The organism is Flaviflexus equikiangi, from assembly GCF_014069875.1.
Classification (GTDB): Bacteria; Actinomycetota; Actinomycetes; order Actinomycetales; family Actinomycetaceae; genus Flaviflexus; species Flaviflexus equikiangi.
Window position 1 is genome coordinate 102799 of record NZ_CP059676.1, and the last position, 18121, is coordinate 120919.

The 18121-nt window shown below is 62.1% G+C and carries 20 protein-coding genes and 1 tRNA gene; 8 read left to right on the plus strand and 13 right to left on the minus strand.

Translation table 11 applies throughout. From position 1 onward, the window contains the following. Positions 1-3: 3 nt before the first annotated feature. The 6 genes from H2O75_RS00530 to H2O75_RS00555 all read right to left on the minus strand — a co-directional run bounded on the left by H2O75_RS00530 (position 4) and on the right by H2O75_RS00555 (position 7056). Positions 4-765 carry an Ltp family lipoprotein gene (locus tag H2O75_RS00530; protein ID WP_182172180.1) on the minus strand — a complete coding sequence of 254 codons (762 nt, stop codon included), beginning with the start codon at positions 763-765 and terminating at the stop codon, positions 4-6. 206 nt (positions 766-971) lie between these two features. After that, on the minus strand, positions 972-2390 hold the full coding sequence (locus H2O75_RS00535) for a DEAD/DEAH box helicase (protein ID WP_182172182.1): 1419 nt from the start codon (positions 2388-2390) through the stop codon (positions 972-974). Between the two features lie 479 nt (positions 2391-2869). Then, complete coding sequence (locus H2O75_RS00540; protein WP_182172184.1) at positions 2870-3313, minus strand: DUF2871 domain-containing protein; 444 nt, start codon at positions 3311-3313, stop codon at positions 2870-2872. Between the two features lie 39 nt (positions 3314-3352). Continuing rightward, entirely contained in the window at positions 3353-3973 is a 621-nt protein-coding gene (locus H2O75_RS00545) for a response regulator (RefSeq protein WP_182172186.1), read from the minus strand. Further along, entirely contained in the window at positions 3970-5211 is a 1242-nt protein-coding gene (locus tag H2O75_RS00550; protein ID WP_259365263.1) for a sensor histidine kinase, read from the minus strand. Before H2O75_RS00550 ends, H2O75_RS00545 begins: the two co-directional genes overlap by 4 nt. Positions 5212-5559: 348 nt before the next feature. Continuing rightward, on the minus strand, positions 5560-7056 hold the full coding sequence (locus H2O75_RS00555; RefSeq protein ID WP_182172190.1) for a DUF1846 domain-containing protein: 1497 nt from the start codon (positions 7054-7056) through the stop codon (positions 5560-5562). A gap of 201 nt (positions 7057-7257) precedes the next feature. Here H2O75_RS00555 and H2O75_RS00560 point away from each other — a divergent pair, with 201 nt between their 5' ends. From H2O75_RS00560 to H2O75_RS00570, 3 genes are all read left to right on the plus strand, one after another. Next, positions 7258-7815 (plus strand): type 1 glutamine amidotransferase domain-containing protein, encoded by a 558-nt coding sequence (locus tag H2O75_RS00560; protein ID WP_182172192.1) that lies wholly within the window; start codon positions 7258-7260, stop codon positions 7813-7815. A 67-nt stretch (positions 7816-7882) separates the two neighbouring features. Continuing rightward, positions 7883-8656 (plus strand): class I SAM-dependent methyltransferase, encoded by a 774-nt coding sequence (locus tag H2O75_RS00565; protein WP_182172194.1) that lies wholly within the window; start codon positions 7883-7885, stop codon positions 8654-8656. Further along, positions 8628-9008: a hypothetical protein gene (locus H2O75_RS00570; RefSeq protein ID WP_182172196.1), complete on the plus strand. Its 381-nt coding sequence runs from the start codon at positions 8628-8630 to the stop codon at positions 9006-9008. The genes H2O75_RS00565 and H2O75_RS00570 overlap by 29 nt, the downstream gene beginning before the upstream one ends. 51 nt (positions 9009-9059) lie before the next feature. On the opposite strand, the gene H2O75_RS00575 is transcribed toward H2O75_RS00570, so the two are convergent. From H2O75_RS00575 to H2O75_RS00590, 4 genes are all read right to left on the minus strand, one after another. Further along, a tRNA-Pro gene (locus H2O75_RS00575) sits at positions 9060-9136 on the minus strand. A gap of 73 nt (positions 9137-9209) precedes the next feature. Further along, entirely contained in the window at positions 9210-10085 is an 876-nt protein-coding gene (locus H2O75_RS00580; protein ID WP_182172198.1) for a metallophosphoesterase, read from the minus strand. Next, on the minus strand, positions 10085-11590 hold the full coding sequence (locus H2O75_RS00585) for a transglycosylase domain-containing protein (RefSeq protein ID WP_182172200.1): 1506 nt from the start codon (positions 11588-11590) through the stop codon (positions 10085-10087). The genes H2O75_RS00580 and H2O75_RS00585 overlap by 1 nt, the downstream gene beginning before the upstream one ends. Then, positions 11538-12362: a transglycosylase domain-containing protein gene (locus H2O75_RS00590; RefSeq protein ID WP_182172202.1), complete on the minus strand. Its 825-nt coding sequence runs from the start codon at positions 12360-12362 to the stop codon at positions 11538-11540. Before H2O75_RS00590 ends, H2O75_RS00585 begins: the two co-directional genes overlap by 53 nt. A gap of 217 nt (positions 12363-12579) precedes the next feature. Here H2O75_RS00590 and H2O75_RS00595 point away from each other — a divergent pair, with 217 nt between their 5' ends. From H2O75_RS00595 to H2O75_RS00605, 3 genes are read left to right on the plus strand one after another with little or no spacing between them, the layout of a single operon-like run. Further along, on the plus strand, positions 12580-12906 hold the full coding sequence (locus tag H2O75_RS00595) for a WhiB family transcriptional regulator (RefSeq protein ID WP_182172203.1): 327 nt from the start codon (positions 12580-12582) through the stop codon (positions 12904-12906). A 34-nt stretch (positions 12907-12940) separates the two neighbouring features. Further along, positions 12941-13102, plus strand: coding sequence for a Sp36 family protein (sp36, locus tag H2O75_RS00600; protein ID WP_182172206.1), 162 nt, complete (start codon positions 12941-12943; stop codon positions 13100-13102). Between the two features lie 2 nt (positions 13103-13104). Then, complete coding sequence (locus H2O75_RS00605; protein WP_204736242.1) at positions 13105-13578, plus strand: RidA family protein; 474 nt, start codon at positions 13105-13107, stop codon at positions 13576-13578. 58 nt (positions 13579-13636) lie between these two features. Here H2O75_RS00605 and H2O75_RS00610 read toward each other — a convergent pair whose 3' ends face one another. Continuing rightward, on the minus strand, positions 13637-14314 hold the full coding sequence (locus tag H2O75_RS00610) for a Crp/Fnr family transcriptional regulator (RefSeq protein WP_182172213.1): 678 nt from the start codon (positions 14312-14314) through the stop codon (positions 13637-13639). A gap of 105 nt (positions 14315-14419) precedes the next feature. Here H2O75_RS00610 and nth point away from each other — a divergent pair, with 105 nt between their 5' ends. Further along, a complete protein-coding gene (nth, locus tag H2O75_RS00615) occupies positions 14420-15097 on the plus strand; it encodes an endonuclease III (protein WP_182172216.1) in 678 nt (225 codons plus the stop codon). Here the strand turns inward: nth and H2O75_RS00620 are convergent. Continuing rightward, on the minus strand, positions 15092-15946 hold the full coding sequence (locus H2O75_RS00620; RefSeq protein WP_259365264.1) for an alpha/beta fold hydrolase: 855 nt from the start codon (positions 15944-15946) through the stop codon (positions 15092-15094). The genes nth and H2O75_RS00620 overlap by 6 nt on opposite strands. Before the next feature lie 122 nt (positions 15947-16068). Beyond that, positions 16069-17169, minus strand: coding sequence for a hypothetical protein (locus H2O75_RS00625; protein WP_182172222.1), 1101 nt, complete (start codon positions 17167-17169; stop codon positions 16069-16071). 109 nt (positions 17170-17278) lie between these two features. Between H2O75_RS00625 and H2O75_RS00630 the strand changes: the two genes are divergently transcribed. Further along, entirely contained in the window at positions 17279-18061 is a 783-nt protein-coding gene (locus H2O75_RS00630; RefSeq protein WP_187995888.1) for a hypothetical protein, read from the plus strand. The last annotated feature ends 60 nt before the right edge of the window (positions 18062-18121 follow it).

An 18121-nucleotide genomic window follows, 5' to 3' on the forward strand; every position in this document is an offset into this window, starting at 1 on the left:
CGTCTAGAGGCCGACCTGATTGACGCCGTGGGTAGCCTGGTCGAGTGAGAAGCCTTCGTAGACGAGCTGATCAATGAGTCCTTGGCGGGAGAAGCCCATGAAGTCGAGGTAGCTCTGTGCAGACAGCGCCGCCTGTTCATACCAGTCGACTGAGACTGTATCGACACCGTGCGTGGCCTGCTCCGTCGAGAATCCCTCATACTCGAGCTGGCCGATGAGACCGCTCCGGGAAAAAGCCGTGAAGCTCAGATAGGACTCGGCGGACCCGGCCGCCTGCTCGAGCCAGTCGACGTTGAGCGAGTCCACCGCGAACTGCGCATCGGCGTTGCTGTACCCCTCGTATTCGAGCTGGCTGATAAGCCCCGACCGAGAGAAGTTCGTGAAGCTCAGGTAGGATTCCGCTGATCGGATAGCGCTGTCCTGCGAGACGCTCAAGGCGGGTTCCGGTGTCGGTGCAGGGGCGGCCGGTGCTGGTGCGGGCGTGGTGGCCTCGACGGTGGGCTCAGCCGCCTGCACTGATTCAGTCTCTTCGGCGCTGGGCTCAGCAGTCGGCTCTGGAGTTGCAGCGGGAACCGCGTCTTCCTTCTTCTCTGCCCTGTTCCCCTCCTCATCGACCTGGTAGTCCACGGCAGTGTCCGCCCCATCGTCGGCGGTTCCGGTGCCGGACAACGCCGAGCCGATGCCGATCGCGAGGAGGACAGCCAGCGCCCATACCCACCACCGTGCGTACCAAGCCTTTGCGGTGGTCACGTTGTCTGCGTTCATTTCCTTGTTCCTGTCTGCCATGATCACTCACCGGCGGGTGGCTTCGTTGCTCTTAATGAGCGTAGGTGCCGGCACGGGCACATTGTGCCGCTGGATCGTCAGTGCTGGGTTCAGAAGCTGAATCGCCGTGCTTTTACAAGGAAACTGCGCCGCCAGCAAGCTGACAGCGCAGAATCGTCGATCAGGCAGGCCTGATGAGGAGCGGGCTACCGGGAGCGGAAGCTCCTCGAGTAGTCGGCCGCTGTGCGTCCCGTCGAGGAGGAGCTCGCGGCGGCAGGACGGCCGCGACGGCGTCCACCCGTGCTCGTCTTAGCCTCCTGGCCCTGACGTGCCGGACGGTTACCGGAACCCTTCGAGGTGCCGCGCGTCGATTGACGCCGACGCCCTCCGCCTGACTGCTGCTGCTGGGGAGGAGCAATGTCCTTCCCAGCCATCTCAGCCGCCCTATCGGGGGAGACGAAGACCCTGTCGCCGGGAGCCAGCGTGTGCAGGATCGCGGAGTCGGGGTACGCATTGGTGAACGTGGGCGTGATCTTCGCCTTGTTGAGGAGATCCCTCACGTCGCGGCGCTGTTCGGGCAGCTCGAGAGTGATGACGGTGCCGGCCTTGCCGGCTCGCGCCGTCCGGCCAGACCTGTGCAGGTACGCCTTGTGCTCAACGGGCGGGTCGGCATGGATGACAAGAGCGACATCGTCGACATGGATGCCGCGAGCGGCAATGTCCGTCGCCACGAGCGTCTGCACGCGTCCCGAATGGAAGGCATCCATATGGCGCGTCCGAGCATTCTGCGACAGGTTGCCGTGGAGATCGACGGTCGGGATACCGGCCTTGAGAAGCTGCTTCGTCAGCTTCTTCGCCCCGTACTTCGTGCGGGTGAAGATGATCGAGTTTCCGGGCGCTGCCGCGAGGGACGCGATGACATCCGTGCGATCATCGGCCGACACGCGCAGGACATGATGCTCCATGGCAGAGACGGGGGAAAGGGCCGAATCGGCTTCGTGCGTGAGGGGCTTGTGGAGGAACTCTTTCACAAGCGTCGAGACACCAGCATCGAGAGTGGCAGAGAAGAGCATCCTCTGACCGCGCTCGGGAGTGGCCCGCATGATCCGACGAACATTGGGAAGGAACCCCATGTCGGCCATATGGTCTGCTTCGTCGATCACGGTGATCTCGACTGCCGACAGGTCGACAAGACGCTGATCCATGAGGTCGAGGAGCCTGCCGGGGCACGCAATGAGGACGTCGATACCTGCCTGCAGTGCTCGAGCCTGGGGCTTCTGGTTCACACCGCCGAACACGACAGTGGAGGCGATGTCCGAGTTCTTCTCGAGGACGAGCAGGGACTCGTGCAGCTGTGTCGCAAGCTCGCGCGTCGGCGCGAGGATAAGGGAGCGCGGCTTCTTGGGCTGCCTCGCGCGGTTCGATTCTTCGAGGCGGGCGACGAGCGGTATGAGGAAAGCGAAAGACTTGCCGGACCCTGTCCTGCCGCGGCCGAGAACATCCCGTCCGATCAGAGAATCGGGCAGAGTTGCGGCCTGGATGGGGGTCGGGGTGTCGATGCCGTGCTTCGCGAGAGCGGAGACAAGGCGGGCGGGCACACCGAGGTGTGCAAAAGTGGATGACATAAAAATGTACCAATCGGGAGTTGTCTCACCGGGGTGTCAATGTTTTCTAAGCAAAGTGGGCGTCCTGCAGAATTTTGATTGACCTGCGCGCCAGCGGCCCGGGGTAAGACTGGGCGGACCGATACCCCGACTGTATCAGGGCTATCGACATTTGCCCGGTTCAGGTGTTGTTGCTCACGCGCAGGTCTGCGCGATTCCAAGGCGACAATGCGTCATCCGAGTCCGGCTGGGGCGGGGAGAGAGTGCCTCCGGGTTTCAGGGGAGTGGTCGGCACGGACGTCGGGTAAGACGCCCGGCTGTCGGAGCCGGTGAGCCCTGGAGCCCAGCACATCTGACGGCCGGCCCCGGTGAGCCATCAAAACACCAGAGCGGCATCGTCCAACCAGGGGCAGTCGCGCGGGACACGAAGGCCTCCGGCAGGAATGGGTCACCACACCCTGCCGGAGGTCGTGTCGAGAGCGTTCACAGCGGCCGAGGAGCTAGATGGCGGAAGCGGTTGCGTTCGTCGATTCTTGGCGTGCCAGAGCACGGCGCAGCGTCACGAACAGGACGATCATGCCCGCGCTCAACAGCATGTGTCCCAGGCCTGCGATGCCGGAGATCATCGGCGTGCCCTGCTCTCCCAGGACGGTGAGGGAGCCGTGCCAGATCATCATGGAGGCGGTGAGGATCAGGCCTGCGTTATAGAGCCAGAAGAACCATGTGAAGAGCTTCTGGTCTTCTGACAGGCCGAAGAGCTTCTCCAGCGCCAAGACGATCAGCAGGACGATGAAGCCGAGCGACAGGAAGTGCGTGTGCACGCCTGCGAGCTGGGTGAATTCGCCTGCCGGGAAGTCGTTGATCTTGGTGAACTCGCGGTAGAACAGGCCTGATGTCACGCCGAGAAGCATGTACAGGAATGCAGCATTAGACAGTCTTTTCATCGTTGGTATTCACTCTTTTGTGGTGGTGTGTGGACGGGGTCAGATCAGACCTGATTGTTGGGCGACATGGATTGCTTTCGAGCGGCTGCCCACGCCGAGCTTCATGAAGATGTGGGTGAGATGTGTTTTGACGGTCGCCTCCGTGACGAAGAGTGTCCGCGCGATCTCTTGATTCGATGCGCCGCTCACGAGCTGCTTCAGCACTGCATGTTCACGTTCGGTGAGTTTCGGTGTCGCTCTGGTCATGCCTCGAACGACGCGGGAAGCCACACTGGGGGAGAGCACAACCTCGCCCGCGGCGGCGCGATGGAGTGCGTCGATGATTGCGTCGGGCGCGGATTCTTTCAGCAGGTACCCGACTGCACCGGCCTCGATCGCGCCGAGGATCTCGGCGTCACGGTCGAAGGTCGTCAAGATCAGGACTGCGGGTGGCGGCGTGAGAGCGCGCAGGGCCGCGGTCGTCTCGATGCCGTCGATGCCGTCACCGAGGCGCAGGTCGCACAGGACGACGTCGGGGTGCACCACGCCGGCCAGCACGAGAGCCTCTTCGCCCGTCGCGGTCTCACCCACGACACAAAGCGTGGGATCATCATCCAGCAGCGCCCGCAGGCCGCTTCGGACGACGGGATGGTCGTCGACGATCAGTACTCGGATGGTCATGGGATCACCTCAACATCGACAGCCTTGCTCGGCAGGTGGATCGGCAGGCTCGCAGAGATCGCCGTTCCCCTGCCGGGGGCGCTCTCGATATCGAGCTCTCCGCCCAGCTCGCGGAGCCTGTCTCGCATGAAGCCCAGCCCGAAGTTCACCGAGCTGTGTCCGCTCGATTGCTCCCACTCGGCAATGTCGAAACCTCTGCCGTCGTCGACAAGATCGAGCCGTACAGCATCGACCGCGTCGATGACGCTCATGACGACATGGGTGGCCTCAGCATGCTGGCGAACATTGGCCAGTGCCGACTGTGCGGTGCGCAGCAGCGCGACTTCAACATTCGTTGGCAGCACCGGAAGGGAATGGTCGACCTGGAGAACGACATCGATCCCGTGCTCGTCGCTCAGGCGGGTGCACATGCGCTGCAGGGCAACAGCGAGGGCCCCATCCTCCAGCTGTGCAGGAACGAGAGCGGCGACGATCCGCCGCACATCTGCCAAGCTCTCACTCGCCATGGACTCGACCTGGGACAGTGTCCGTGCCGCATCACGGTCTTCGGTGCGTTTTGACCCGACATGTGCGAGCAGCTTGATCGAGGAGAGAGCCTGCGCGACCGTGTCGTGGATGTCGCGAGAGATCCGTGTCCGCTCCGCGATCATGCCCGAATGTCGCTGTGTGCGCGCCAGCTCGTCGTGCAGCTCCGACATCTCTGCCTGCGCTTTCGTCAACGAGGCGACCAGTTCCTCTCTGGTCACCGCATCTCGCAGCAGCTGGAGGTAGCCGAGCGACACGCCGAAGGCGAAGACGCCGCCGATCGTGGGGCCGAAGATGTTGGCATAGCTCGTGGATCCGTCGTGGAGGATCGGCGTCAGGATCACGACACCCAGCACGAGAGCGGAGAACACCAGCCCCCATCTCACAGGCAGGAGGTGGCCGGCGAGCAGCCACAAAAGGAAGGCCACCGACACGAACTCTGCTGAGATCGCTACCGTCACCAGCCATATCAGCGCAAATCCGACCAGCCATACCGCCGCGAACCGAGTCGAGCGGTAGCGGGCAGGCAGCAGCGACCCCGCCGTGTGCCACGAGACCAGGGCCAATCCCGAAACGATGGCGACGAGAACGGGAACGCCGTCGAGCACCGCTCTTACGGCACCCACGGTTGTCAGCGCCGCGGCCATGACGTGCTGGCACACATTCATCAACCGCACCGTCAGGTCGACGGACAGGAGCTGAGAGCTCGACACGCGCGATAGCGGAACTTCGACCAGGCTCATCGCGATGCCGTCCGCCAGTTCCCGCCATCATGACCGGTCGCTGAGAGCGAGCGGGGGCGTGCGGAGCGCACAGAGAAAGACCGGGGGAGCATACCAACCATGACAGTCCATTCGGGAACGCGCCGCATCGTCCGAAGATCCGAAATCAAGATCAGACTTTCGATTGATGTTTTGACGACGGATATGTGCATCGACGACGGGACTTGAGGGCATAGGGTGCGCGTGGCCTATCCGGACGCCACACGTCGGTGATCCGGCCGTCCATGCCGCTCTCTCGCACTATTTCCGCGGGTTCTGCGCCCCTGGCGCCGGGAGCCATCAGCGTTTCCGGTACAGCTTCTTCACCTGATAGACCGGCTCCGACGTGACATGAACCCCGAGGTTGCGGAAGATGTCCTCATCGACGGGGCCGAGGATGCTGGTCGTGTGCACGTCACATCCGCTCAGGTTCTTCAGCTCGGCAAGAGCACGCTGAGCCCGTTCGTCCGTGCCCGCGGAGACGGAGAGAGCGATGAGAACCTCATCGGTGTGCAGCCGCGGGTTGCGGGAACCCAAGTGTTTCGTCTTCAGATCCTGGATCGGCTTGATCGAATCGGGAGAGAGGATGTGCACCTTGTCATCGATGCCGGCAAGAGCCTTGAGGGCGTTGAGGAGCATCGCCGAGGAGCACCCGAGGAGCTCTGATGTCTTGCCGGTGATGATCCGACCGTCTGCGAGTTCGATCGCCGCACCCGGCGCCCTCGTCTTCTTCTCCACCTGGAGCGCTGGCTCGACAGGACGACGGTAGCGAGTATCGATGCCCAGCTTGCCCATGACGATCGCGATCCGCCCAGACTCCAACGGGTCCAGCCCGTCCCTGTGTTCCGCCACGGCCGCCTTGTAGTAGCGTCTGATCACTTCTTGGCGTGCAGCATCGCGGCAAACCTCGTCATCGCTGATGCAGGTGCCGACTAGATTGACACCCATGTCAGTCGGAGACTTGTAGGGCGATTCTCCAAGGATCTCTCGCAGCAGCTGGGCGAGAAGGGGGAAAACCTCGAGGTCGCGGTTATAGTTCACCGTCATCTCCCCGTAGGCGGCGAGATGATAGTGATCGATCATGTTGACATCGTCAAGATCCGCCGTGGCCGCCTCGTAGGCCAGGTTGACGGGATGGTCGAGAGGAAGATTCCAGACGGGGAACGTCTCAAACTTCGCATAACCCGAAGGAATCCCTCGCTGGTGGTCGTGGTAGAGCTGGGACAGGCAGGTTGCTAACTTCCCCGAGCCGGATCCGGGAGCTGTCACGACGACGACGTTCTTCGTCGTCTCCACATACTCGTTCTTCCCGAAACCATCCTTCGAGACGACATATTCAGGATTGGCCGGATAGCCCTTGATGATGCGATGGCGAGAAACCTTGAATCCGAGCCGTTGAAGCCGAGACCGGAAGGACTTCGCAAGCGAATTATCGTCCGTCATCTGGGTCAGCACGATGTTCTCGACAAGGAACCCGCGCTCGCGGAACACGTCGACGAGTCTCAGCACGTCCTGTTCGTAGGTGATGCCGAGGTCTTTGCGCATGCGCTGGCGCTCGAGGTCTTTCGCATTGATGACGATGACGAACTCGACGTCATCCTTGATGCGCTCGAGCATCGTGATCTTGTTGTCGGGGGTGAAGCCCGGTAGGACGCGCGAAGCATGGAAATCGTCGAACAGCTTCCCGCCCATCTCCAGATAGAGCGTCCCGCCGATGTGGGCCCTGCGCTCTTCAATGTGCTGGGATTGCAGGTCAACATATTTCGCACTGTCGAAACCAACGGATGTGACTGTCATGATGCTCGATTCCACGCTGTTGTAATCGGGGAGCCCTCAAGAATCTTAGGCCGTTCGGCTCTCATTTGAGAACCTGTTCCGCGAGGCGGCGATTGTCCCGTGCGACACGTGGCCTGAAAGTTCCCTGGACGGAACACTCCTCCCCCCTTGGCATCCGACACGTTGTCGTGAAGGGTAGAAGATGATCGAAAGGGGAGAAACATGACTGAATTGACCGGACAGAAGATCGCATTCCTCACGAAGCGCGGGGTCGAGCAGCCCGAGCTGACAGAGCCGTGGAAAGCTATCGAGGCGGCTGGCGGCCAGCCGGTCCTCGTCAGCGACGAGCCAGGCACGATCACGGCCATGATCGGCGATTGGGACCACGGCGACGAGTTCCAGGTCGATGTCACCCTCGACGACGCGAATCCCGATGACTACCTTGGTCTCGTGCTCCCCGGCGGCACGCTCAACTCGGACAAGCTCCGCACGAACGAGAAAGCACAAGCTTTCGTCAGGGCGTTGATGGACGCAGGCAAGCCTGTCGCGCCGATCTGTCATGGCGCGTGGGTGATGATCGATGCCGGCGTGATCGCAGGACGCACCCTCACGTCGACGACGAGAATCAAAACAGATCTCGTCAATGCTGGGGCGACCTGGGTCGATGAAGAATTCCACACCGACGGCAACCTGTTGTCGAGCCGGAGCCCGCGCGACCTGCCCGCGTTCAACGCCGGGATTGTCAAGGCCTTCGCCGCCGCAGCCCGCGGAGAACGCTAGCGGGTGCGGCGCCAGCCCACGACACTATCGTCAAGAGATCTCGGGCATCGTGGGGTAGACAGGAGTCATGAGCTTTTCTGACTTCATCCCGTCCGGGAACCAGGCTGTCGACCCTGATCTGTACGACATCGAGAACCAAGCCATCGATCACGAGGGAGTGCTCTGGCGTGCTCTCATCGACGAGGCGGACTGGGCAGGCAAGACACTCGTCGACTTGGGATGCGGGTCGGGATGGTGGCTTCCGCGCTATGCGGATGCTCAGAAGGTGATCGGAATCGAACCCGACACGACTCTGCTGCCGCTCGCGCGTCAACGAGCTGGCAGTGCCACCGTCCTCCACGGATCGGCGGAACACATTCCACTCGGGGACTCCTCTGTCGATGTCGTCCATGCCAGGTTCGCCTACTTCTTCCCACATCCAGAGTTCGACACCTCTGCGGGGCTGAACGAGGTTGCGCGCGTTCTCCGCCCCGGCGGTCGCCTCGTCGTGATCGACAACGACACGGAAGAAGGGGAGTTCGCGGAGCTTCTGCGCATGAGCCCGGCCGCGGAACTGCAGGGGCAGGACACGTACGCGCGTGAATGGTGGAAGAAGCAGGGTGCGACGACGAAAGCCATCATGAGCTCCTGGCGGTTTGCGAACCGAACAGATCTGGAGGATGTCTTGCGCCTCGAGTTCCCGAGCGATCTTGCAGACGGATGGCTCGACCAGCACCCCGATCGCCTCCACATCACCTACGGATATCTGCTCCACACGTGGACAGCTGTTAGTCTCGGCTCGACGAAGGAGAAACCTCATGAGACTGCGATTCGTGACGCGAACACGACTGAGCCCCGATGACGCCGCCAAACGCCTGGTGACGATGAGTGCCCACCGGGTGCCCTTCACAGAGATCGCACAGGACGGGGACAGTGTCCTCGCGACGACCACACTCGGACCGATTGTCATACCAGACAACATGACGATCAGCCCCCTGGAGCGCAGCGGGAAGAACGTCCGCGGCCTCATCACCAAGACCGGGCCGGTTCTCGAAGGAACCCTCGCGTTCGCGGCAGTGAGCACCGCGCGCGGCACGATCATCGGCTGGGAGCAAGACATTCGCTTCGTGTCCTGGCCAGTCCTCGACCCGCTTCTCGCGATCGTCATGAGGATCGGATACGGGATTGCCTTCAACGGACTGCTCAAGGCCTAAAGCCGGAGCAGAAACAAAGAAGTGGCGGTATCTTGCGATACCGCCACTCTGTGGTCGGGGTGACAGGATTTGAACCTGCGACCTCTTCGTCCCGAACGAAGCGCGCTACCAAGCTGCGCCACACCCCGTGCAACTCATTCATGATAGCGAACATCGGCGAGTAGACGAAAACGGGAAGGCTACTCTCTCGTGACTAGTTGGTCACGCCAGGTCGATGATCTGCACCTCGGGCCGGCAGGCCAACCTGAACGGCGCGTAGGGAGACGTTCCCATTCCTCGAGAAATAGCCACCTGCATCGTCTGATCATGACCGATCGGCGGCCAACCATAAACGCCGGCGACATGGTCAGTGTCCAGGTCACAGTTCGTGATCAGCGCACCATATCCAGGTACGCACACCTGCCCACCGTGAGTATGCCCCGCCAGGGCAAGGCCGACGCCTTCGGATGCCATCTCGTTCAAGATCCGCGTGTAGGGAGCGTGGGTGAGGCCGATCGTGAACGCAGCATCATGATCGATGGGTGCAGGATACTCGTCATAGTCGATGTGGGGGTCGTCGACGCCGATGAGGCCGATCTGTTGGCCCGCAACATCGATGACATCTCGCCGATTGCGAAGATCGACCCAGCCGTTGTCGACCAGGGCGGCCGTCATTTCCTCGTGAGGCAGCTCGTCGGGTTCCTTCTCCCCGCTTGCCAGCGGAGGAATGACGTAGCCCAGCGGGTTCTTCCACACGGGCGCGTGGTAGTCGTGGGAGCCGTACACGAATGCGCCGGGAATGCCGGCGAGGGGCTTGAGAGCGCGCAGGAGGGCGGGAAGAGCCTTCGTCGACGACAGCTGGTCCCCAGTCAGGAAGACCGCGTCTGGTTTGAGATCAGCGAGATCTCGAACGAACTCGACCTTCTTGTCATCGCCCGGCATCATGTGCAGATCCGAGATGTTGAGAATTCGCATCGGATGGTGCGCCGCCGGCAGGATCGTCAGGTGGTGGAAAGATCGAGTGAAGGCGCGAGCCTCGACAAGCGACCAGGCCGCCACTCCGACCGAAGCGGCAGCCAGTCCACCGAGTGTCCGCATCACTCGCCGTCTCCCTCGTCCACGTCACCCTCACTCGGGTTCTGATCGGGCTGGGTGTCCTCCTCGACGGGCGGGGCCGGATCGGACTCCTCCGAGGGTGCGGGTTCGGGCTCCGGCTGTGGTTCAGGCTCAGGCACAGGCACGGGACGTATCGCCGGATTATCTCGTCCCTGCGGGAGAACCGTTGCGCCGTTCTCGTTCGCTGCGACGGTTTGGAGGCTGAAGGGAACCGGTGCGACACCTTCGAGGATGCGGGCGTGATAGGCGGAGAAGACCTGTGCCGGATAGAGGCCGCCGTAGACCTCAATGTTGTACTGGCCGTTGATCGTCGTATAGAACATGGAAATGTTGCCTTCCATGTGGCCCAGCCAGATCGCGGACGCCTCGTGGCTCGTGTAGCCCATGAACCACGCGTGGTAGTCCATGTTGGCCGTGCCGGTCTTGCCTGCGGCGTCGTGGCCCGGTATTTCCGCCCGGAAGCCCGTGCCTCCTGGCGAGACGACCGTCTGCAGAGCGGATGTCGTCGTATCGGCGACGTCCTCGTCCAGGACGCGAACGCAGCTCGGGCTGATATCGGCGATCACGTCGCCATCCTGGTTCTCGATCTTCGTGAACGACAGCGGCTCGCACATGATGCCGCCCGAGGCGAGAGTCGCCATCGAGTTCGCTGTGGAGAGCGGGGTGACGTTGTTGGAGCCGAGAACGGATGACGGGTTAGGGGTCAGAGCCGCACCGTTGCCGGAGCGCACACCCATCTGCTCCGCAACACCCACAATGTTGCACAGGTCGAGTTGGCTCGCCATGTCGATGAAGGACAGGTTGACCGAGCGCTTCGTCGATTCGAGAACCGTCATCATTCCCGAACCGATCCCCTCGATGTTCGACGGGTTGTAGGCGTCCGCATATTCGGGGGCACACGAGATCGTCCAGTCGTCGCGCGTGTAGGTATCGCGTGACGCATCGACGAGCTCATCGAGCCCGCGCCCGGCGCGGATCCACTCGATGAGGGTGTACACCTTGAAGGTTGAACCGGACTGGAAGCCGTAGCCTCCGCCGCGATCCATCCCGACATTGAGATTGACCGTGGTGGCGTTCGGATCTTCCGGGGTTGCGCTCCCGTAGTTCGTGTTCTGGACCATCGACACGATCTTGCCCGTCCCGGGCTCGACAGACGACATCGCCATCTCGACGGACGAGGGATCGTTGACGGGAACATACGTGGTGACAGCGTCGAAGGCGGCCTGCTGCTTGCTCGTGTCGAGAGTCGTGTGGATGACAAGGCCCCCGCGGTAGAGCTGGTTCAGCCGGTCCTCCTGGGAGTCTCCCCACGACTCCGAAGCAAGGAGGTCTTTGACGACATACTCGCAGAAGTAGACGGAGATGCCGGCGGATTCGCAGCCGTTGACAGGGGCTGACACGTTCAGCATGTCCGCAATGGGGAGGTTGACCGATTCACGGAACTCGTCTTCCGTGATGTAGCCGAGCTCGTACATCTTCGCCAGCACCGTGTCTCGACGATTCTTCGCCTCGTCGGGGTTCGAAATTCGGATTCCATCGCGCAGGGGACTGCGTGATGCCGGCTAGCATCGCGGCCTGCGGAATGCTCAGTTCGCTTGCGGGGACGGAGAAGAAGTATTGGGATGCTGCTTCCGCGCCGTATTGGGACGGGCCGAACATGGCGATGTTGATGTAGCCGGTGAGGATCTCATCCTTTTCCATCTGCTTCTCGATCGCCATCGCAGTCCGCGCCTCGGACAGCTTCCGGGCAAGGGACCGCTCGGTGGCCTGAGCGATCAGGTCGGGATCGTTCGAGTTACGACCCTCCTCGATAAGGAGGTTCTTCACGTACTGCTGGGTGATGGTCGAGCCGCCCGCGAGCTGCCCGCCGGTGAAATTGTTGAAAGCAGCGCCGATCAGGCCCTGCGGGTCGATTCCGTTGTGTTCGAAGAACCGCTCGTCCTCGATCGCCACGACAGCGTTCTTGAGGTGCTGGGAGATGTCCTCGGATGCGACGAGCACACGGTTCTCGGCATAGAAGCGCGCGAGCTCCGTCCCGTCGGCAGCCAGGATGACGGACTGTTCGGACGGCTCGGTGAAGGTCAGCTCCGTCGGGAGGTCATCGAAGAGCGACGTCGTCGCATTCGATACCGTCCCCGTGGCGGCGACGAGCGGCATGGCCAGCCCGGCGAGGACGAATCCGCCAGCTGTGCATGCCAGCAAGAATGCCAGGAGGGCTGACACCATTCGGGCGGGAGTGGTCTGGGGGGAGCTCGACATGGTTACGAGTTTAGAGGGTGATTCGGTCCTTGTCTGTCTTCGGTTATCCACTCCTCAAACCGCTCTGCGCTTTTACCAGATTTCACGGATAAATGTTGATGAAATCGGTTGTTATTTCGCAAATTCCCAGGTGGACGATATATTGAAGGGGTAGGTGACAACGATCACGCCATCGATCATCGCCAGAGTCGAGGAAGCCTCAGGTGAAGGAGCGAAAATGTCTCTTTTGTTAGAAGGACAGACATGGGCAGCGCAAGCAGCATGCTCGAATGTTGATCCAGATAGTCTTTTTGTGAGGGGTGCTGCGCAAAGGCAGGTGCGCCAGGTCTGTTTCAGCTGCCCGGTGAGGCTGGAGTGCTTGGCCGATGCATTGGATTCCAATACGACGTACGGCGTGTGGGGAGGGTTGACGGAGCGCGAGCGGAGGGCTCTTCAGCGGCGATTCCCCAACGAGCAGAACTGGTATCGCAGGCTCCACACATCGGCGGATCCGATCTCTGTGGAGCTTCGTGCAGGCAGGGTTCCGCGTTTCACCAGCCGCTAAGAATTGAGAGGGTCAAGTTCGGTACCCTTGTTGCATGACGCAATGGGAATACCTCACAGCACCGCTTCTGATCCACAACACGAAGACGATTCTCGACAACTTTGGCAAGCAAGGTTGGGAACTCGTCACGATCACTCCCGGTCCCCAAGGGACAGAGAATGTCGTCGCCTATTTCAAGAGGCCGAAAGACGCATGAACGTGACGCCGAGCCAACGTTTGGCAGAGCTGGGACTCGAGCTTCCCGCCGTCACGGCGCCGCTTGCCGCGTACGTCCCATCAAAGGTGACGGGGAACGTCGTGCGGAGCTCGGGCCAGCTTCCCTTCGTCAACGGCCAGCTGGTCGCGACGGGCAAAGTGGGTACGGGAGTGTCGCCGGACCAGGCTTATGATGCTGCTCGAATCTGCGCGCTCAACGCGGTCGCGGCTGTTGCTGAGGCCGCGGGAGGCATCGATGCCATTGCCTCGATCGTCCACGTGACAGGCTTCGTCTCATCCGATCCCGAGTTTGTCGGCCAGCCGGCTGTCATCAACGGCGCCTCCGACATTCTTGGGGAGATCTTCGGCGACAGCGGCAGGCATACGAGATCTGCTGTCGGGGTCGCAGTGCTGCCGATGGATGCTCCGGTGGAAGTGGAGATCACCTGCGAGCTCGCCCCCAACCATAAAATTTAGGGGTGCGGTTAAACGTGAAACGTGTGGGGTGCTAGTCGCGGCTACCACCCCACACACGTCAGGAGGCGCGCTTCTCGAGGCGGCCGATCTCGATGAGCGTGACGGCCCGGCCTTCGAGGCGGATCCATCCGCGGGACACGAAGTCGGCGAGAGACTTGTTGACGGTCTCGCGGGAGGCCCCCACGAGGTGAGCGATCTCTTCCTGCGTGAGGTCGTGTGCGACGTAGACGCCTTCCTGGGTTCGCTCACCGAAACGGCGGGCAAGATCGAGGAGTGCCTTGGCAACGCGTCCGGGAACGTCAGCGAAGACAAGATCTGCCATCTGCTCGTTGGTCTTGCGCAGGCGTTGGGCGAGCTGGCGGAGCATGTGCTTGGCCATGTCAGGGTTCGTGTCGATGAAGCCCATGAGGTCGACGTGGGACAGCGCGAGGAGGGTCGTCGGGGCGACCGCGGTCGCGGATGTCGACCTCTTGCCCTTGTCGAACAGTGAGAGTTCGCCGATGATCTCGCCGGGGCCGAGAATGGCGATGAGGTTCTCTCGCCCATCGTCAGCCGCGTGGCCGAGCTTGATCTTGCCGTCGACGATAATGAACAGGTGCTCTCCGGAATCCCCTTCGTGGAAGAGAGATTCGCCGCGACGGAGGGTCTCCTCAGACATCAGCTCGGCGAGCTTAGCCTGATCCTCCTCAGACAGGCCAGCGAAGAGCTGAACCGAAGCGATGATGCTGGTCTCCAATGCTTTCTACCTTTCATGGTTGCCTCAACGGCGCTGGCGGTATGGCCAGTCGTCGACAATTCAGAGTCAAGACTATCCTATGTGACAGGGGGCATAATGTTGAGTATGACTGCCAAGGAACAGAAATTCCCCCCGCGCCCGCGATCGCGAGCCGCACGAGTGGATCAGGCAGTCCGCGTGAACGAGGTGTTGGCCGAGTTCTACCCCGACGCGAGATGCGAACTGGACTACTCGAATCCGCTCGAGCTGCTCGTCGCAACCGTCCTGTCTGCCCAGACCACGGATGTCAGAGTGAACTCCGTAACCCCCGAACTGTTCGTACAGTTTCCGACAGCGAAGGACTATGCGGAGGCAGACAGAGAGCTCCTGGAATCGATCCTGCGGCCCCTCGGGTTCTTCCGTTCGAAAGCGGCGTCCCTCATCGGAATCGGCCAAGCCTTGACCGAAAAATTCGATTCGACTGTTCCCCCGAACCTCGACGACCTCGTGAGCCTGCCCGGCGTGGGGCGCAAGACAGCGAATGTCGTGCTCGGCAACGCCTTCGGGATCCCCGGCATCACCGTGGATACGCACGTCGGAAGGTTGGCGAGGCGCTTGGGATGGTCGAGGAACACCGATCCCCTCAAGGTTGAGAAGGATATCGCCGACCTGCTCCCAGCATCTGTTTGGACGATGGCGTGCCACCGCCTGATCTTCCACGGGCGAAGGATCTGTGCGGCCCGAAACCCGCGATGTCAGGAGTGCCCGGTGAAGGAGCTGTGCCCGACGGGGAGAGATCTATAGGTTCTCGAGGAACCCCAGCAGGAGCTTGTTGAACTCCTCCGGGGACTCTTCGGGTGGGAAATGGCCCGTTCGCGGCATGACGACATGCGAGTAGTCTGCGGTCACACGCGACGCGGTGCGTGACCATGCGCGGGCGGGCAACAGTGGGTCGAGATCTCCCCGGATCGTCAGGACGGGAGCTTTGATCGGCCGCGAGATCTGTTCCAGATGTTCGCGCCCTGAGGGCCTCCGCGGAGATGACCACGTCCATCTCAGCTGATGAATCTGGGCCTTCGCTGCACTGGGGAGCTGCAGGGCATGAGCATAGTGCTCGGCTGCTTCCGTCGCGCCGGTGTTTCCGGGTGCCGAGAATTCTGCCAGAAGCGCCTCTAACGACTCGGGGTTCTGGAGTCGATCTTCTGCGATGCGGGGGAGGAAGGCGGCGAAATAGTGCCGCCACGTGCGGAACGTGACGTGGAGGCCAAGCCGGTAGGTATCCGCGGGATGAGGTGCGGACACGGTGACCAGGCCCTTGACCAGATCAGGTTCGAGGCTGGCGGCAGACCATGCCAGGCTGCCGCCAGCCCCCAGTCCGACGAGGACAGCGCTCGATGCTCCGAGGCTGCGGATCACGCCATGGATGTCACGGGCCAAGGTCGGCATATCAAACGTGTCACGGGTTCGATCACTCCCGCCCGCCCCGCGAATATCCATCGCGGCGACAGCGTAGCCCGCCTCCGCGAGTGCGGGGATCTGGTTCCGCCAGGCGTACCAGTACTGCGGAAAACCGTGAAGGAGGAGGACGAGCGTTGCATCCTCTCGATCATCGCCGGCGGTGGCGACATGGAACTGGGCGCCACTGGCGCGCACTAGACGATGACGCCAGGGGCCTGGCAGGGTCACGCACGAATTATCGGCGGGCACGATACTCCTCAAGATCTACGGGTGCAGGCAGGGGCCTGCACCCGCACTGAATCCTTCCTGAGGATATCCTAGGCGTCCGTCCGCCTCGACAGGAGGACTCCCCGCCTACCGAGGATTTCTCCCCGCTCCTGGCCGTGACGCCGCGCCTGGTGAGAGACGATGCCGGTCATGAACAGGAGGAAACCGAAGCCGGTGAGTCGGCCAGATGCGAGATCGTCTGTGAGATGGTGGCCGACATTGCCTGTGAAGTCGTTGTAGCTGACGAACTGTTGGATGGGCGAACTCTGGAGCACATCCTGGACAACGGTGGGGGCGAAGATCGCGATAGCGCCGGCCACGGTGATGATGAGACCGAAGACGATGGCGCCAACCGATGACAAGCTGACGAGATACCACAGCACCGCGAGGCACAGTAGCGCTCCGAGGAGCTCGAGCACGACGAGCCAGTCCACAGTTCCGGTGTTCCAGGCAGAGTCCTCGAGGCCGCTCAGGCGGACGCCCGAGTCGGCGAGCAGGTACCAGGCGAGGGGCGCAAGAAGTAGCGTCGCGAAGAAGACTCCGACATGTGCCCAGCCGCGTCCTCGCGGCTCTTCGGGGATCGGTTCTTCGAACTTGTGGGTGAAGCGCTGTTCCGGGTTGCGCTGGAGAGGCTCAGGGGGAGTGGACACATATGTCGGCTGGCCCGCATCACCGGTTCGCTGGAAAACAGACGTGCGCGTCGGGTACGCATTATCGCTCGCGGCAGGTGAGACCGGTGCCGGAGGGGCGATAAGCGTCTCATCCGCGGACCTCTGCGGCGTGACGATCGTTGCGTCATCAGTCGATGATTCTGCGGAGCCGAAGGCCCGCTCCCAGCGTTCTCTCTCAGACTCTGTGTTCGCGGCACTGTCCTCTTTGTCATCGTCAGAGAAGTCAGGCTTCCACGACTGAGTCGATTCAGTCTCGGAATCGACCGGGGGAAGGATTGGGTCGTCGAGACGCGGCGACTGGTCCGTTGCCTGGTCCTCGGGCTCGACGGCGGCGTCAGATCCGCCAAGCTCGTCGCTCTCTGGCCGGACCTGTGACGCTGCGGTGTCAGGCTCGCCGGCAGGCTCTGGGAGCGGGTCGAGAATATCGTCGTGGGCGTCCTCGTGGTCCGGGCGCGAATATGGATCGGTGGGTGTCGACACGGTGACCTCCTAGTCTGTGATAAGTCGACGCTATACCGAACAGGGATCGAATTGTGTATCACGCGCCCGCCGACCTACCGTTACAGCCATGGACAGTGGGGATACGGCAATGGGTTCTGCTCTCGATGCGCTGGCGACATTGCCGGAGGCATCCGCTGGCGCCGCCCGAGTATCTCAGGCGGTGAGGGCTGTTCGGTTCTCGACGGGCCTGCGCCGGGGCTGGGCGGAGGCCCGCACCGAGGCGAGTATCCAGTGGGTGGTCAACGACTATCGGGCGAGCGGTGGGGAGATCTCCACCCGCACGCTGAGGGAACAGGTTGCCTGGCTGGGGGAGCCCAGCGCGCCGCGCGCTTCGGCGGCGTGGCGCTGCCACTCCGAGGTCGTCGCCGATATGCCGCCGCTTGTCACGAAAGATACTGCCCCCGCACCGCATGCGTCGACGCGAACAATGCTCGCCCGCCTTCACCGCGACGCTTCCTCCGCGCATCCAGACATGAGTGTGCGACAGCGTGCCGGGATCTTGTCCACTGAGGACTCCGTCCGACAGGATCTCCTGCTAGACATCGCAGAGTCGGCCGCCCCCGGTCTTGTCACCATCGCCGTGCTTCTCGGTCAATGGCTCTCCCAGCCGCTGTCTGCCGAGGGCAACGCAACGATCAGGGATAGCTTCGTGCGGTGGTTTGCCACGGTGCGAGGTTTCGAGCCGACAGGGACAGCCGTTCTGGATATCAAGACTCTCGAATCGCATCTGTCCGACTACGAGTCGGGAAGCTCTGCCGGGATGGATGCGTGGCTTGGGCACGTGGCCGACATGTACGTGTCCGCCATGACGAGATCTCTTCGCATCTCACAATCGATCCTTGCCGGGCGTACTGATCCCGAACTCGGCTAGGGGCATCCACAGAACCGATTCTCGACGCCTGATCGAGGGAAGATGCGCACAAGAATCGGG